Source organism: Streptococcus sp. SCPM-O-B-15277 (M60) (genome assembly GCF_058200335.1).
This window is the reverse complement of the sequence record NZ_JBYQGR010000002.1, coordinates 218,142-232,542: the sequence shown is the minus strand read 5'-3', so window position 1 is coordinate 232,542 and position 14,401 is coordinate 218,142. Positions and strand designations below refer to the sequence as shown.

Genomic DNA, 14,401 nt, shown 5'->3' with positions numbered 1-14,401 from the left:
AAGGAGACTGTGATGTCCTGGACATTTGATAACAACAAACCCATTTATTTGCAGATAATGGATAAAATCAAACTGCAAATCGTTTCCCATAAACTAGAACCCAACCAACAACTGCCAACTGTCAGAGAACTGGCTAGCGAGGCTGGCGTCAATCCTAATACCATCCAACGTGCCCTATCAGATCTAGAAAGAGAAGGCTTCGTATACACCAAGCGGACTGCAGGTCGTTTTGTCACCGAGGACTTGGACCTAATCCTCCAATCCCGTAAGCAACTATCTGAAGAACAACTGCAGCAATTTGTAACAGGCATGGTAGAATTTGGCTATGAAAAAGAAGAACTACCAACTGTTTTGAGAGATTATATTGAAGGAGTTTAGACTATGACCTTGTTAACATTTGAAAATGTTTCAAAATTCTATGGAGCAAGCCCTGCTCTTCAAAATGTTTCCCTTGAAATCCCAGCCGGAAAGATTGTTGGACTCCTTGGCCCAAACGGTTCTGGAAAGACAACCTTAATTAAACTAATCAACGGTTTACTCCAACCAGAGCAAGGGCGTATCCTCATCAATGGCATGGAACCAAGCCCAGCAACTAAGGCTATCGTTTCTTATCTACCTGATACGACCTATCTCAACGAACAGATGAAAGTCAAAGAAGCTCTTACCTTTTTCAAGACCTTCTATAAAGATTTCAATCTGGAGCGTGCTCAAGGTCTTCTTCGTGACCTTGGTATCGATGAGAATAGCCGTTTCAAGAAACTCTCAAAAGGGAACAAAGAAAAAGTTCAGTTGATCCTTGTCATGAGTCGTGACGCTCGTCTATACGTCCTTGACGAACCAATCGGTGGTGTCGATCCCGCAGCTCGTGACTACATCTTGAACACCATCATCAACAACTACTCTCCAACTTCGACTGTCTTGATTTCAACCCACTTGATTTCAGACATCGAACCAATCTTGGATGAGATTGTCTTCCTCAAGGATGGAAAAGTTGTCCGTCAAGGAAATGTGGATGATATTCGCTACGAATCAGGAGAGTCTATCGACCAGCTCTTCCGTCACGAATTCAAAGCCTAGTTAAAGGAGATTCTTATGTTTTGGAATTTAGTTCGTTATGAATTTAAAAATGTCAACAAATGGTTTTTAGCCCTCTATGCTGCTGTACTATCCCTATCTGTCATCATAGGAATTCAGGGCAGCACCCTTACTAGCACCTATTATCAAGACAAGGGTGTTGTCATGTTAGTATTTCTATCTCTGGTTTTTGGGGGTCTGGTTATTACTTTGAGTATCTCAACCTTGATTTTGATTATTCAACGATTTAAGGGAAGCGTTTACGATCGTCGTGGCTATTTAACTCTCACCCTGCCAGTATCTGAACACCAGATCCTCTCCGCTAAACTTCTTGGAGCCTTTGTTTGGTCTTTGGCAAGTACAGTGGTTTTCCTTTTTAGTCTTTACATCATCATATCCATGATTCAACCAGACGTCTTAATATCCAACGTTGCCGAGTTTATTCTCAAAAATTATCAAGATGATTTCTGGTTAGCCTTGATTTCCTATATCGTTAACACTCTTGCAAGTATCCTTTGTATCTACTTTTCTATCTCTATTGGTCAACTCTTTAATGAATACCGTACAGCTCTTGCGGTTGTCGCCTACATAGCTATCCAAATAGTCCTTGGTTTTATCACCCTAAATCTTCGCATCGATTTCGACTACAATTGGGTATTATCCTTTGAAATTTTCAAGGACTTAATCCTTAGCGTCGGCTTCTATCTCGGCACCTACTACATCTTAAAGAACAAAGTAAACTTACAATAATGAATGAAGCCCCTAGCAAATAAAGCTAGGGGCTTCTTTTTACACAAAGAAATATAAAATTCTTATTTTTTAACTCAATATCAAACCTGCTACGATGGGACTGACAAATACGTAGAGAATACCGGTGACACCGATAGCCAAACCAGCCATGGCACCTGCAACAGAACCATAACGGAATGCTGTCCCAGTTCCAACGGCGTGACCCGTTCCTCCTAGGGCTAGACCGGCAGCTACTGGATCATCTATTTTCAGCCATTTTAAAAGTGTTGGTCCAATAACGCTAGTCAAAATGCCAGTTGCTACCACAACTACCAAGGTGATTGTTGTGATCCCTTGTAGCTTTTCCGTAATTCCAACCGCCATGGCCGTCGTTACAGACTTTGGGAAAAGCGAAATTGCTAAGAAGAAATCCATACCGAAAAATTTAGCGACTAGGGCTGTAAAAGTGGTATTGACGATGACTGCTAGAAGACTGCCTAGTAGAATACTTCTAACGTGATGCTTCATGAGGTGAAAACTTTTATAGAGAGGAATCCCGAGTGCTACTGTCGAGGGTACAATCAAGTTGTTGAGATAAACCCCACCTTGATAATAGGCAGCGTAAGAAATACCCGTCAATTTCAGAAATGCAATGATAAATAAGGTCGCTAGTAGCAAAGGAGTTGTCAGAGGATGAGGGTAGCGTCTAAAGATAATCATCCCTCCGAGATAGGCTAGGATAGACAAGGCTATCCCAAAAAGTGGATTGGATACAAATTCGCTCATTTGGCACCTCTTTCTTCGTAATCCCCTTCATAACGATTTTTGATAAACTGGACGACCAGCGCAATCAAGATAATATTGATCACTGCCGCAAAAAAGACAATCAAGATAATCGGTAATAAATAAGGAGCTATCACATCAAATTTCTCCATAATCCCAACTGCAGGAGGCAGAAAGAGGATGGTCATGTTGGCGAGAAGAAAATTCCCAACCATGTTGACATGTCGTACCCGCAGCCACTTGAACTGCAAGGCCAAAAATAAAATAATCAAACCGATAATGCTTCCAGGGATAGGCAAATGGAAAAAGCTAGAAATTCCCTCACCAATCAGCGAAATGACAAAGAGAATCATTAACTGAACATATAACTTCATCGTATACTCCACAAATAGACTTTCTGCATACCAGTTTACTCTTTTTTCAGAAAATTTCAAGGAAATACACAAGAAACATCCTTCTTGCTATCTCATCTAAAAAGTTGTATACTAATTGCGTGCGCAAGCATCTTAGATGTATAAAGCTATTTACAACTATTATATAGGAAAGGAGATTGACGTGACTTACTTAGAAAAATGGTTTGACTTCAACCGCCGACAAGTCGAGCTGGAAGCTATTTTAGAACAAACTATTGCTGAGCAGAGCGAACAGAGTCTTACGCTCAAGGAATTTTATCTCTTGCACTTTTTAAATCAAGCTCAAGAAAAATCTTTGAGACAGATTGACTTGCCAGATAAACTTCATCTGAGCCCTAGCGCTGTATCACGGATGGTGGCACGCCTAGAAGCAAAAAACTGCGGTTTACTTAGTCGGAGATGTTGTGACCAAGACAAGCGAGCTAGTTTTATCTGCCTCACTAAGGAGGGCCAGACGACTCTTGCTTATCTACAAAAAGCAGTCGAAGAAAGTCTAGAAACAAAAGCAAGTTGGTTATCTTAAAGTTTTTTAAAAAACTTGCGTGCGCAATCAATTTTCTTGACATTCCTTTTTACAAGGAGTAAAATGAAGACATGATTTAGCAAAGGAGAATCCTATGATTGAAATCACTTATCTTGATGCCAGTAAGCAAGAGAGAACCGTAACATTCGAGTCATACGAAGAATTTGAACGTTCTCAACATGCCTGCCTGATTGGTGTCGCAGACTACTACCCTGTCCAAAAACTAACCTACAATGGTCATGTTCTGGACTACCATGGGACTTATGGGGATGTTTTCTTCTATCTCATGAAACAAGATTTAAGCCAATATAACTAAAAAGGAGAAATACTATGGCAAAAGCAATTACAGATGCAACATTTGAACAAGAAACTAAAGACGGATTGGTCTTAGTAGACTTCTGGGCAACTTGGTGTGGTCCATGTCGTATGCAAGGTCCAATCTTGGACAAATTGTCTGAAGAACTTTCAGAAGATGTCTTGAAAATCGTTAAAATGGACGTTGACGAAAATCCAAACACAGCTCGTGCATTTGGAATCATGTCTATCCCTACTCTTCTTTTCAAGAAAGATGGACAAGTTGTTAAACAAGTTGCAGGTGTCCACACTGCTGAACAAATCAAAGCCATCGTTGCTGAATTGAGTTAATTATAAAATCCCCCACCTCTTATCATGGGGGATTATAATATATAAAAAACCTACTCTCCTGTATGAAGAGTAGGTTTTTTGAGTTTCAATTATTCTTCAGTTCCAAGGAAGTTTTTAGCAACAAGAGCTGCAAGAACTCCACCAACGATTGGTGCAAGGATGAAAATCCAAACTTGTTGAAGGGCTGCGCCACCTACCAATACAGCAGGAGCCAAGCTACGAGCTGGGTTTACTGAAAGGCCAGTAATATTCAATCCAACAAGGATCAAAGCTGTCAATGACAAACCGATCACCAAACCAGCAATAGCGCCATTACCTTTGCTTGCTGATGTTACAGTCATGATCACCAAAACAAACAAGAATGTTGCAATTGTTTCAAACAAGAAACCACCAAAGACAGTTACTCCGTTTGCCAAGGCATTTTCACCAAGACTTGCAGTTGACATACCTGAATTCGCTAAGAGGAAGAATACAGAAGCAGATGCAAGGAAAGCACCAACTACTTGACCAAGGATGTAGTTTACAAGCTCTGAAGATGACAAACGTTTGTTCACAAACATAGCGATAGAAACAGCCGGGTTTAAGTGAGCACCTGAAACAGTTCCGATTGAGAAGGCTGCGACTACGATTGCTAAACCAAAAGCAAGAGCAATCCCAAGGTGTCCAAGTCCTTCAACACCATTTCCAAAAACAACAGCTCCTGTTCCGATGAACACAAGCATAAAAGTACCGATTAATTCAGCAACAAATTTTTTCATGATAAGTCTCCTTTTTTCAAACTATGTATTAGTCTATCAGAAGAAGGAAAGGGTTTCAAGAAATGTGCTTGGAAATATTGTGGCCTTTTTCCCTTTACACGATAGTTTTATTTCTCTAACTCTAAACCTTGCAAAGTAAAGTTTTCAATCATTTTGATCTTGAAAAATATTCATTTTTCTAAAAATCAGTCTTTGTTTGACACAAATTTCACAAAGTTGTATACTAAAAAGTGATAGGGCTTCTTTTAGAAACTTATCACTACTCACTTCTAACCCTTTGCTGTTCTTTTTGAACGTTTGAACGGTATCATAGATACCAAAGGAGGAATCATATGTCTAAAGTAGCTATTGTTACAGGTGCAGGTCAAGGAATCGGTTTTGCAATCGCAAAACGCTTGGTTCAAGATGGTTTTAAGGTTGGGGTTTTGGACTATAATGCTGAAACAGCTGAAAAAGCAGTTGCTGAATTGTCAGCAGACAAGGCTTTTGCTGTTGTAGCTGATGTGTCTAAACAAGCAGAAGTTTCTGCAGCTTTCCAAAAAGTTGTCGATCATTTCGGAGACTTGAACGTTGTCGTAAACAACGCTGGTGTCGCTCCTACTACACCTCTTGATACAATTACAGAGGAACAATTTGCTCGCACTTTTGCTATTAACGTCGGTGGGGTAATCTGGGGAGCACAAGCTGCTCAAGCTCAATTCAAAGCACTTGGTCACGGTGGTAAAATTATCAATGCTACTTCCCAAGCAGGTGTTGTCGGAAATCCAAACTTGACTGTATATGGCGGTACAAAATTCGCTGTTCGCGGTATTACTCAAACATTAGCGCGTGATTTAGCTGATTCTGGCATCACTGTCAACGCTTATGCTCCAGGTATCGTTAAAACACCAATGATGTATGATATCGCTCATGAAGTTGGGAAAAATGCAGGAAAAGACGACGAATGGGGTATGCAAACATTCGCAAAAGATATTACATTGAAACGCCTATCTGAGCCAGAAGATGTCGCTGCAGCGGTTAGCTTCCTTGCTGGACCAGATTCAAACTACATTACAGGTCAAACCATTATCGTCGATGGTGGTATGCAATTCCATTAAGATAAAAAAAAGAGGTTGGATAATAATCCAACCTCTTTTATCATCTCTATGATTTCAATTTCCAGAGTCATTTTTGTGTTAGTTAAACTAATCTTTCATCAAGACTAGGAATACTCTCCTGCTCTAAATAGTGTGATTTGCCCTGTTTTAATAGAACACAAGATTAGGAACAGTTTGGATATCCATTTTTTCTGCGAAATCATCAAAAAATCAAAGTTTCCATTGCCGCCATGGATACGTTTATTGACTCTTTCGCGCGCCATTTCAAGAGCATAAAAAATCACCTTTTCTAGGTGATTTTTTCATAGTCTCTTATTTTTCCAATTCAAGCAAAACACTAATGGCTGATAGAGAATAAAGTGGCGCTGTTTCTGCTCGTAGAATGCGAGGCCCAAGTCCTGCAAGGACTGCTCCTTTGGCTTCAAAAGATTCAATTTCTGCAGGGGATAAACCACCTTCTGGACCAAAGATAAAGAGCAGTTTAGCTCCCTTTTCTAACCCAGCAACAGCTTGGATAAGCGCAGCTGATTCTCCTTCTTTGGCTGACTCTTCATAAGCAACCACGACACGATCAAACTGATCAAGTTGTGCTAAGAAGTCTGATTTTCTCTCAAACAGCTCTATGCTTGGAACAAAGTTCCGCTTGCTTTGTTCTGCTGCTCCAAGGGCAATTTTTTCTAACTTCTCAACCTTTTTGCCCAATTTCTTGCCGTCCCATTTGGCGACTGACCAGTCAGCAGGAAAGGCCCAGATTTGGCTGGCTCCGAGCTCGGTTACTTTTTGAGTGATAAACTCCAGCTTATCTCCCTTGGGAAAGCCAGAGGCAATGGTCACTTGGACTGGTAGTTCTACATTGTCAGCTAATTCTTCATCCAACTCAAACTGACGTGCTTCCACATTTACCACGCGCGCCAAGCGCTTGATGCCATCATCAAAGACCAAAGTAACCTCATCATTTTCCTTCAGGCGCATGACCTGAAACATGTGCTTACTGGTTTCCTTGTCCTCAATAGTGACAGGAGAACTAGCCAAACCTTTTACAAAATACTGTTGCATGCTAGCCTCCAATCACACCAGAGATATCCTTAGTTTTTTTGAAGACACAGGCATTCCATTCCCCTTGAATCATATGAGTTTCAAGGAAAAATCCAGCTGCTTCTGCTGACTCACGGACCATGTCCCACTTGTCCCTGATAATGCCACTCATGATGAGGTAACCTTCATCCTTGACCAAGCGATAAGCATCATCCGTCAGATGAATGAGGATATCCGCCAAGATGTTGGCCACGATGACGTCTGCCTCAATCTCCACGCCTTTAAGCAAATCGCCTGGTGCCACATGGATGTTTTCCATGCCAGGATTGAGCTCAATATTCTCCTGAGCAACGCGAACTGCCACATCATCCAAGTCATAGGCGAAGATTTCCTTGGCACCTAGGAGTGAGCTAGCAATAGAAAGAACCCCTGAACCAGTTCCTACATCTAGCACTGTTTCGCCACCACGAAGAACCTGCTCCAAGGCAAAAAGACTCATCTTAGTCGTTGGGTGAGTCCCTGTTCCAAAGGCCATACCAGGATCTAACTTGATAATCTTTTCTCCAGCTGTCGCCTCATAATCCGTCCAGGATGGCACAATGGTCAAGTCATGGGTAATGCGAGCTGGTTCATAGTATTTCTTCCAATTATCTGCCCAATCTTCCTCAGCCAAGGCAGTGGTGCCAATCTTGACTTCACCCAGATCCATAAAGTCCGTCAATTCTGCTAGACGCGCCTGCAAATCCGCTTCAACAACGGCTACATCAACCGTGTCCGGGTAGTAGGCCGTCACCACGATATCTTCCTGTTGCTCAACCTCTGGGAAAATTTCACCAAAACGATCCACATTCCCCACATAGTCCATGCTGTCTTCAATCGCAACACCCTGCGCTCCTAGCTCAATCAAGAGGTTGGAGACTAGCTCCTCACCTTCACGCTTCACTGTAACTTTTAACTCTTGCCATGTTTCCATCTGATTCTCCTTAACACTCTATCAATTCTTCTAATTCTTTTAAGGTCTTGCCGTCCTTATTTTTCCAATCCGTTCGTCCATTCGTATTCATTCCTAGTACAAAAGCAGCTGCATAAGATGGGCTGGAGAACAGTTGTTTTTCTTGTAAAACACCATCTTTAATCACATTTGATTTGATTAATTCCTTACGCAATTCTTTTAGACTTGCTGGTATTGCGGGTGAATCAACCTCATCCACTTGACTGCCTTCTAAAACAACAAAACCTTCCGAAGTCTGTTCACAGATGGCTTCAATCATTCGATTTGATTTCTTTGTTTTTCGCTTCAAATAGAGATAAGTTGAATTTTCATCAGAAACATTCTGATCCGTTTTCTTGGTCATAGGAACAAACACTCGGTACCCTAAGGTTCCTACAATCATCAAAGTATTTTCTACAACCTCATCCAACTCAGACTGCTTTTCTTCTGTTACATTCCCAGAATTGGGCTCATTCCCATTTTTGACAATGAAGCGCCCCGCATCCTTTGCTAATTGTGTAAATTTATTTTCCAAGTAACTTATTTCTGTGGGTCCAAAGGAGTTATTTTGTGTCGTCAAAATAATCACATCATTAAAATAATCTGCATGGTTGTCACGAGTATGTTCCTGAACACGTAAAAGGACACCTTCACCATTTTTGCGATTCGTCGCCTGCCCGATGTAGGTAACATCCTTTTGCTTATCCTCATCACGACCAAATAGGAAATAAATGCCGCTTTGCTTCATTTCATCACGTGATTTTAAATCTGCCAATTGAATTCGAGGAATTTTATAGATCACACCTGTCCAATTTGACAAGGTACATTTAATTATCCCAGTAACTTCTCCATCCATGAGAAACATGTTGATATTCTTACTACGATTTGGCATCTACCTTACTTCCTCCAAATAATCCCTCAATCTCCCCTGTAGCTGAGGCACTGCCTGTTTAGAATTGAGAAATTCCTCAATGCTCATCAGTTTGTATGTCTGTCCTTCATCTCCAAAGGTGATACTGTCAAACTGTTCTTGACTTAGTTGCCCGACCATAAATACTGACTGTCTGCCTTCATAGAGCATGCTGGGATAGACCTTACTCCAGAGCAGGCAATCTTCGGTCAAGTGAATGCCTAGTTCCTCATAAACTTCACGCGCCACGCACTCAAAAGGACTTTCGTCCCCTTCACGACCACCACCCGGCAACTCCCACATATTGGGCCAAGGAATATTTTCCTTGTCATCACGCAAGATGGTTAGTAGCTTATCTCCGCAAAATAGAGCAATTTTGCAGCCTGTGAAATCTAAAATATCTACGTCCACTACAAGCTCCTAGTATCTAGGATAAGGGTAAAATTCTCCCTCTTCCAAGCCAACTTTCCCTTCTTCAAAGACTTCTTGGTTCCATTCCATGACGAATTCTTCTGCTTCTGGGTCTTCCAAAAAGTCCATGAGGGCATCTAGTCCAACCTCTGCAGTATCTTTAAGAAATAGCGCATAATAAGCTAAAAACTCACGAGAAAAACCTTTCTTCGGCAAATAAGGGATGACTGCCAGATAGTCTTCCTCATTAACTATTGACTTGGCAGGGTTGTAAAAAAGTACCGCTTCTTCAAAAAGGATATCATCTGACGAAACCTCTCCGTCTTCATCTACCATCTCCACCCCCGCAGCATTTTGTGCCTCTAGCAAAAAACTCACTTCAACCGCATGATTGCGCTTATCCCAGCTAATCTCATAATCAAAAGGAAAGTTCTTGTCCAACTCTTCTTGTAAAACATCTAAAAATCCGTATGTTGTCATTTTGTCCTCTTTCTATACGACTCTTTAATCGCCCCGAATACTCGGAAATATGCTAAAATAGATACTACCATATTACCACATTCGTATCAGAAAATCCATGTTAGAAAGGGCTGCTATGCCAGACAATCTCGCGCTTCGTATGCGCCCCAAAACCATCGACCAGGTCATCGGTCAGGAGCATCTAGTTGGACCAGGCAAGATTATCCGCCGTATGGTGGAAGCCAATCGCCTATCCTCTATGATACTCTACGGACCTCCAGGCATCGGAAAAACCAGTATCGCTTCAGCCATCGCTGGAACGACCAAGTATGCTTTTCGGACCTTCAATGCGACAGTTGATAGTAAAAAACGTCTCCAAGAAATCGCTGAGGAAGCTAAATTCTCAGGTGGCCTTGTACTGCTACTAGACGAGATTCATCGTCTTGACAAGACTAAACAAGACTTTCTCTTGCCTCTCCTAGAAAGTGGACTGGTCATCATGATCGGGGCGACAACTGAAAATCCTTTCTTTTCTGTCACTCCAGCCATCCGCAGTCGTGTTCAGATTTTTGAGTTGGAACCCTTGTCTAACCAAGATGTTAAAGAGGCCGTTCAAATAGCCCTGACTGACCCTGAAAGAGGTTTTGATTTCCCTGTTGAGTTAGATGATGATGCCCTTGATTTTATCGCAACATCTACCAATGGAGATCTCCGTTCTGCCTTCAATTCGCTTGATTTGGCAGTTCTCTCCACCCCAGAAAATGATGACGGTGTCCGTCACATCACACTCGACATTATGGAAAATAGTCTTCAGAGAAGCTACATCACTATGGACAAGGATGGAGACGGACACTATGATGTTCTCTCTGCCCTGCAAAAATCCATCCGTGGATCCGATGTCGATGCTAGTCTCCACTATGCTGCTCGCTTGATAGAGGCCGGTGACCTTCCTAGCCTAGCTCGTCGTTTGACTGTTATTGCTTATGAAGATATCGGTTTGGCCAATCCCGAAGCCCAGATTCATACCGTGACTGCTCTGGATGCAGCACAGAGGATCGGTTTCCCCGAAGCCCGCATCCTCATTGCCAATGTTGTGATTGATTTGGCCCTTTCTCCAAAATCCAACTCAGCCTATGTAGCTATGGACAAGGCTCTGTCTGACCTTAAAACCTCAGGTCATCTACCAATCCCACGTCACCTGCGAGATGGCCACTATAGTGGTAGCAAGGAATTAGGCAATGCCCAAAACTACCTCTATCCACATAACTACCCAGGTAACTGGGTCAAACAAGAGTACTTGCCAGAAAAAATTCGCAACCATAGCTACTTCTCACCAGAAGATAGTGGAAAATACGAACGTGCCCTGGCTCAACGCAAGGAAACCATTGATAAATTACGAAACTTATGAAATCCTTTTCAAAATTTTTAATTTTCCCTTGATTTTTTTTGAAAAAGTGGTATCATATAATCATAGAAACGCTGTGGTGTACGACTTCACATTTAAGTGTTGACCGACTATTTTTTGTATTATTAGGGAAACAAAAGTCTTCTAACAGCATGTAGGCCGTCTCACACGGAAACAGCTTCAGTTAGAGCGAGTTGCCCACCTGCTTAATTGCGCGGGTTCAATACAAACCGTGAAGTTTCGGCACCAATACAGCTTTTTATTTGCCTCCTTAGCTCAGTTGGTAGAGCAGTAGACTCTTAATCTATGGGTCGCAGGTTCGAGCCCTGCAGGGGGCATCTAAATCAACAGGAAAAAGCCTTGATTTACAAGGCTTTTTTTGCTTGTCTATAACTGATTTGCCCCATCATTTGCCTAACATTTTTTTATGAGCAATCTTTCCAGACATCTCTGATTACGAAAAACAAAAAAGCTATCCTGCCTTTGCAAATTTGGATAAGATAGCGGAATATTTTAATGCAACTCCAACCCAACTCTTTGGAACGAGTAAAGAGATTGAGTTAGAAAAGAGTGTTCTTGAATCTAATGAATACTCTGATAAAGTAAGTGAGATTTTAAAAGCTGTCAAATACATCGAAGATTTTCTAGAAACTGATGGACAGTACTTAGAGGATTTACTTTACTTAACAAGAGGCAACCAACTATACACAGAAGATGGAGATGAGTTGTATATTGATCCAACTTCTCAGAAAAGAACACTTCATAACCAATATGAACCTGGTTTTATTGTAGCAAGGGATAAATCTCCACTAGAACTCTTAATTGAAAATAAGGAATTGTTTGATAAATAGAAAAAGCGAGGATAACCTCGCTTCAGATTGAAGTTAAAATCTTTAGAAGACACTTTTATAAGGACTTTGTCTTCAATCTGTGAAAAGGAGTGGAAACTCCTTTTCTTTTTGTAAGTCAGACTGAAACTTCCAAATTGTTTATTTATTTTATTGACATTTTCTATAAAAATAAATATAATAGTTTTATTATCAGACTATACTATATAGGGGGGATTGAAATGAAATTTTCTAATCGTTTACTGCTATTCCTTGCAGGAGTTGTTTTTGTCCTTTTAGGACTTTTCCTATTTACAAACCCAGTAGCTAATCTTGTTGCTTACAGCTGGTGGATTGCATTTGATTTACTGGTTTCTTCTATAGCAGCTATTTTAGGCTATTTCTCTGCACCAAAAGAGCTTCGCTCACCTGTTTATCTTTTCCAAGGGTTTGTTAGTCTTCTCTTAGCTCTTTACCTCGTTGCTTATGGCTTTGTGACCCTGCCGGTCGTCATTCCGACCATTGTAGGAATTTGGTTAATTGTAGAAGCCATTATAGTTTTCTTTAAAGGCAATCGTCTGGGATTGATTTTCCCTATTATTGGCAACCATATCATGTGGATAGCGTTGCTTGCATTTTTACTAGGTCTAGTGATTTTGTTCAATCCAGTAGCTACAAGTGTCTTTGTCGTTTATGTCGTTGCCTTTGCATTTTTAATTGTTGGTTTCACCTATATCCTTGATGCCTTTCGTAAATAATCTAGCTGCCATTTTGGGCATATTAAAATAGCTGGGAAGTTACATTCTCAGCTTTTTCTGTTGCCTCTTTAGCTAAGTTGGTAGAGCAGTAGACTCTTAATCTATGGGGCGCAGGTTCGAGCCCTTGTAGGGGGCATCTAAATCAACAGGAAAAAGCCTTGATTTCAAGGCTTTTTTGATGTCAAATAACTTTTTGTAGCAAATCATTATAAAGGTTTTCCAACCTTATCAAACTTATCATTTATTCTCAATCAATTGCTAGCAATATTTGATAAGACCAACTGTTTTTTACAGTACAGAGCTAGTCTATAATTAACTAAACTATACTAATTTGTGCCCATATTACATGGCCAATCCGCATAGAGATTAAAATGGGCTATTATGAATTCATAAATTTTCGCAACAGAACAAGAGCAAGTCATTTAGAAATAAAAGAGAAGAGAAACTCTCACTCTCTTCTCAGTATATCTTATTAAATTTAGTTTTTCTTAATCTACCTGATTTTCCTTTGCAACGACAAATTCTTTAACCAGTCGATAGATAACAGCAAATACGGGGGTAAAGAATATCATCCCAAGTAAGCCAAAGAGATTGCCTCCAATACTAGCAGCCGCAAGCGTGAAAATAGCTGGTAAACCAATAGACTGACCTACAACTTTTGGATAAATAAGGTTTCCTTCAATCAGCTGTATAACTTGATATAGAAGAAGAGAAAGTAAGGCTTGAGTAGGACTCACTGTGAAGATAAAAATCGCTCCCACAACACAAGCAATCATAGGCCCTACATAAGGAATGAACGATAGCACTCCTGCAAATATACCTGTCATTACTCCATAGGGTATCCCAAACAGGCTGTAACCAACCGCTATCATAACTCCTATGATAACTGCTTCAATCAGCTGACTCATCAAAAATTGGTCATAAGTCTCTAGTGCTACTTGTCCAATGTAAGTCAACTTTATCACCACCTTCTCTGGAAGAAAAACTTTTAGAAGTCGACTCGTCATCGCTGCCAAATGTTCCTTACTGGATAAAAATAAAAAGGTGAAGACTATAATCAAAAAGGCATTCATCAAACTTGAAAAAATATTGCCGATATTACTAGTCAGACCTGATAAAAAACCTATCAAAGCTTGGCTAATAGAACTAGATTGTCCCTGTATGCCTGATACGATAGTTGACAACATGTCTTTGGTTACAAATTCCGAGCTGCCTAGCAATTTCCCAAGTTGAGTAAGGACTGTTGAAAGGACTGTTCCCAGCTGACTAATAGTCTGAGCTAGGGTTGGCAGCACCAAAACCAAAAGAGCAATCACGATTAAGATAAGAGCTAGGAAAACAAGTACCATGGCAATCGGACGACGCAACTCTGCCTTTACCTTCAATTTAACTAAGTACTGTTCAATTTTTTTCATAGGAACATTAAGCACAAAAGCAATAACAGCACCATAAATCAAGGTTGATGTTACATCAAAGAGAGAGATTGCTCCTGATATAAAGCTCGATGCATTCAGAATTACAAGAGCAACCAGCCCTATAAAAAGGATTAACGGGGTATATTTTTTAACTAAGTTCATAAATTC

General features: G+C 40.7%; 19 protein-coding genes and 2 tRNA genes. 12 read left to right on the top strand and 9 right to left on the bottom strand.

What is annotated here, in order from left to right; genetic code table 11:
• Window positions 1-12: 12 nt before the first annotated feature.
• From AC3E9F_RS04615 to AC3E9F_RS04605, 3 genes are read left to right on the top strand one after another with little or no spacing between them, the layout of a single operon-like run.
• The gene (locus AC3E9F_RS04615) at window positions 13-378 is read left to right on the top strand and encodes a GntR family transcriptional regulator (RefSeq protein WP_006149409.1); all 366 of its coding nucleotides are present in this window, start codon (window positions 13-15) and stop codon (window positions 376-378) included.
• A gap of 3 nt (window positions 379-381) precedes the next feature.
• Window positions 382-1,077 carry an ABC transporter ATP-binding protein gene (locus AC3E9F_RS04610; protein ID WP_006154572.1) on the top strand — a complete coding sequence of 232 codons (696 nt, stop codon included), beginning with the start codon at window positions 382-384 and terminating at the stop codon, window positions 1,075-1,077.
• Between the two features lie 15 nt (window positions 1,078-1,092).
• A complete protein-coding gene (locus tag AC3E9F_RS04605) occupies window positions 1,093-1,824 on the top strand; it encodes a hypothetical protein (protein WP_254731162.1) in 732 nt (243 codons plus the stop codon).
• Window positions 1,825-1,893: 69 nt separating this feature from the next.
• Here AC3E9F_RS04605 and AC3E9F_RS04600 read toward each other — a convergent pair whose 3' ends face one another.
• A complete protein-coding gene (locus AC3E9F_RS04600; protein ID WP_263394364.1) occupies window positions 1,894-2,589 on the bottom strand; it encodes an LrgB family protein in 696 nt (231 codons plus the stop codon).
• Window positions 2,586-2,960: a CidA/LrgA family protein gene (locus AC3E9F_RS04595; RefSeq protein ID WP_263394363.1), complete on the bottom strand. Its 375-nt coding sequence runs from the start codon at window positions 2,958-2,960 to the stop codon at window positions 2,586-2,588. The genes AC3E9F_RS04600 and AC3E9F_RS04595 overlap by 4 nt, the downstream gene beginning before the upstream one ends.
• Before the next feature lie 181 nt (window positions 2,961-3,141).
• On the opposite strand from AC3E9F_RS04595, the gene AC3E9F_RS04590 reads away from it, so the two are divergent.
• The 3 genes from AC3E9F_RS04590 (at window position 3,142) to trxA (ending at window position 4,167) form a co-directional block, all read left to right on the top strand.
• Window positions 3,142-3,522, top strand: a complete 381-nt coding sequence (locus AC3E9F_RS04590; RefSeq protein WP_254726710.1) for a MarR family winged helix-turn-helix transcriptional regulator — start codon at window positions 3,142-3,144, stop codon at window positions 3,520-3,522.
• Between the two features lie 94 nt (window positions 3,523-3,616).
• A complete protein-coding gene (locus AC3E9F_RS04585) occupies window positions 3,617-3,838 on the top strand; it encodes a DUF4649 family protein (RefSeq protein ID WP_235083452.1) in 222 nt (73 codons plus the stop codon).
• Between the two features lie 14 nt (window positions 3,839-3,852).
• Entirely contained in the window at window positions 3,853-4,167 is a 315-nt protein-coding gene (gene trxA / locus AC3E9F_RS04580) for a thioredoxin (RefSeq protein ID WP_001029581.1), read from the top strand.
• A gap of 89 nt (window positions 4,168-4,256) precedes the next feature.
• Here the strand turns inward: trxA and AC3E9F_RS04575 are convergent, their stop codons facing one another.
• Window positions 4,257-4,925 carry an MIP/aquaporin family protein gene (locus AC3E9F_RS04575; RefSeq protein ID WP_254726711.1) on the bottom strand — a complete coding sequence of 223 codons (669 nt, stop codon included), beginning with the start codon at window positions 4,923-4,925 and terminating at the stop codon, window positions 4,257-4,259.
• A 332-nt stretch (window positions 4,926-5,257) separates the two neighbouring features.
• Here AC3E9F_RS04575 and AC3E9F_RS04570 point away from each other — a divergent pair, with 332 nt between their 5' ends.
• On the top strand, window positions 5,258-6,022 hold the full coding sequence (locus AC3E9F_RS04570; protein WP_490672863.1) for a (S)-acetoin forming diacetyl reductase: 765 nt from the start codon (window positions 5,258-5,260) through the stop codon (window positions 6,020-6,022).
• 312 nt (window positions 6,023-6,334) lie between these two features.
• Here AC3E9F_RS04570 and AC3E9F_RS04565 read toward each other — a convergent pair whose 3' ends face one another.
• From AC3E9F_RS04565 to AC3E9F_RS04545, 5 genes are read right to left on the bottom strand one after another with little or no spacing between them, the layout of a single operon-like run.
• Entirely contained in the window at window positions 6,335-7,078 is a 744-nt protein-coding gene (locus AC3E9F_RS04565) for a 16S rRNA (uracil(1498)-N(3))-methyltransferase (protein ID WP_263394361.1), read from the bottom strand.
• A gap of 1 nt (window position 7,079) precedes the next feature.
• Window positions 7,080-8,030 carry a 50S ribosomal protein L11 methyltransferase gene (gene prmA, locus AC3E9F_RS04560; RefSeq protein ID WP_263394360.1) on the bottom strand — a complete coding sequence of 317 codons (951 nt, stop codon included), beginning with the start codon at window positions 8,028-8,030 and terminating at the stop codon, window positions 7,080-7,082.
• A 10-nt stretch (window positions 8,031-8,040) separates the two neighbouring features.
• Window positions 8,041-8,940, bottom strand: coding sequence for a GIY-YIG nuclease family protein (locus AC3E9F_RS04555; protein WP_263394359.1), 900 nt, complete (start codon window positions 8,938-8,940; stop codon window positions 8,041-8,043).
• A complete protein-coding gene (locus tag AC3E9F_RS04550; protein ID WP_263394358.1) occupies window positions 8,941-9,369 on the bottom strand; it encodes an NUDIX hydrolase in 429 nt (142 codons plus the stop codon).
• A gap of 9 nt (window positions 9,370-9,378) precedes the next feature.
• Window positions 9,379-9,849: a DUF3013 family protein gene (locus tag AC3E9F_RS04545; protein WP_006150882.1), complete on the bottom strand. Its 471-nt coding sequence runs from the start codon at window positions 9,847-9,849 to the stop codon at window positions 9,379-9,381.
• A 115-nt stretch (window positions 9,850-9,964) separates the two neighbouring features.
• Between AC3E9F_RS04545 and AC3E9F_RS04540 the strand changes: the two genes are divergently transcribed.
• From AC3E9F_RS04540 to AC3E9F_RS04520, 5 genes are all read left to right on the top strand, one after another.
• Entirely contained in the window at window positions 9,965-11,236 is a 1,272-nt protein-coding gene (locus tag AC3E9F_RS04540; protein WP_263394553.1) for a replication-associated recombination protein A, read from the top strand.
• Between the two features lie 262 nt (window positions 11,237-11,498).
• Window positions 11,499-11,571, top strand: a tRNA-Lys gene (locus AC3E9F_RS04535).
• A gap of 96 nt (window positions 11,572-11,667) precedes the next feature.
• The gene (locus tag AC3E9F_RS04530) at window positions 11,668-12,084 is read left to right on the top strand and encodes an XRE family transcriptional regulator (RefSeq protein WP_263394552.1); all 417 of its coding nucleotides are present in this window, start codon (window positions 11,668-11,670) and stop codon (window positions 12,082-12,084) included.
• A 218-nt stretch (window positions 12,085-12,302) separates the two neighbouring features.
• Window positions 12,303-12,818, top strand: a complete 516-nt coding sequence (locus AC3E9F_RS04525) for a DUF308 domain-containing protein (RefSeq protein ID WP_490672862.1) — start codon at window positions 12,303-12,305, stop codon at window positions 12,816-12,818.
• A 62-nt stretch (window positions 12,819-12,880) separates the two neighbouring features.
• Window positions 12,881-12,954 (top strand) — tRNA-Lys (locus AC3E9F_RS04520).
• A 352-nt stretch (window positions 12,955-13,306) separates the two neighbouring features.
• Here the strand turns inward: AC3E9F_RS04520 and AC3E9F_RS04515 are convergent.
• Window positions 13,307-14,395, bottom strand: a complete 1,089-nt coding sequence (locus tag AC3E9F_RS04515) for an AI-2E family transporter (protein WP_006150832.1) — start codon at window positions 14,393-14,395, stop codon at window positions 13,307-13,309.
• Window positions 14,396-14,401 lie beyond the last annotated feature (6 nt).

Coding starts and splice junctions, on each gene's coding strand:
- AC3E9F_RS04570 (WP_490672863.1), top strand. CDS start 5,258: ATGTCTAAAGTAGCTATTGTTACAGGTGCAGGTCAAGGAATCGGTTTT.
- AC3E9F_RS04585 (WP_235083452.1), top strand. CDS start 3,617: ATGATTGAAATCACTTATCTTGATGCCAGTAAGCAAGAGAGAACCGTA.
- AC3E9F_RS04595 (WP_263394363.1), bottom strand. CDS start 2,960: ATGAAGTTATATGTTCAGTTAATGATTCTCTTTGTCATTTCGCTGATT.
- AC3E9F_RS04575 (WP_254726711.1), bottom strand. CDS start 4,925: ATGAAAAAATTTGTTGCTGAATTAATCGGTACTTTTATGCTTGTGTTC.
- AC3E9F_RS04540 (WP_263394553.1), top strand. CDS start 9,965: ATGCCAGACAATCTCGCGCTTCGTATGCGCCCCAAAACCATCGACCAG.
- AC3E9F_RS04545 (WP_006150882.1), bottom strand. CDS start 9,849: ATGACAACATACGGATTTTTAGATGTTTTACAAGAAGAGTTGGACAAG.
- AC3E9F_RS04605 (WP_254731162.1), top strand. CDS start 1,093: ATGTTTTGGAATTTAGTTCGTTATGAATTTAAAAATGTCAACAAATGG.
- AC3E9F_RS04555 (WP_263394359.1), bottom strand. CDS start 8,940: ATGCCAAATCGTAGTAAGAATATCAACATGTTTCTCATGGATGGAGAA.
- AC3E9F_RS04615 (WP_006149409.1), top strand. CDS start 13: ATGTCCTGGACATTTGATAACAACAAACCCATTTATTTGCAGATAATG.
- AC3E9F_RS04600 (WP_263394364.1), bottom strand. CDS start 2,589: ATGAGCGAATTTGTATCCAATCCACTTTTTGGGATAGCCTTGTCTATC.
- AC3E9F_RS04525 (WP_490672862.1), top strand. CDS start 12,303: ATGAAATTTTCTAATCGTTTACTGCTATTCCTTGCAGGAGTTGTTTTT.
- AC3E9F_RS04610 (WP_006154572.1), top strand. CDS start 382: ATGACCTTGTTAACATTTGAAAATGTTTCAAAATTCTATGGAGCAAGC.
- prmA (WP_263394360.1), bottom strand. CDS start 8,030: ATGGAAACATGGCAAGAGTTAAAAGTTACAGTGAAGCGTGAAGGTGAG.
- AC3E9F_RS04515 (WP_006150832.1), bottom strand. CDS start 14,395: ATGAACTTAGTTAAAAAATATACCCCGTTAATCCTTTTTATAGGGCTG.
- trxA (WP_001029581.1), top strand. CDS start 3,853: ATGGCAAAAGCAATTACAGATGCAACATTTGAACAAGAAACTAAAGAC.
- AC3E9F_RS04565 (WP_263394361.1), bottom strand. CDS start 7,078: ATGCAACAGTATTTTGTAAAAGGTTTGGCTAGTTCTCCTGTCACTATT.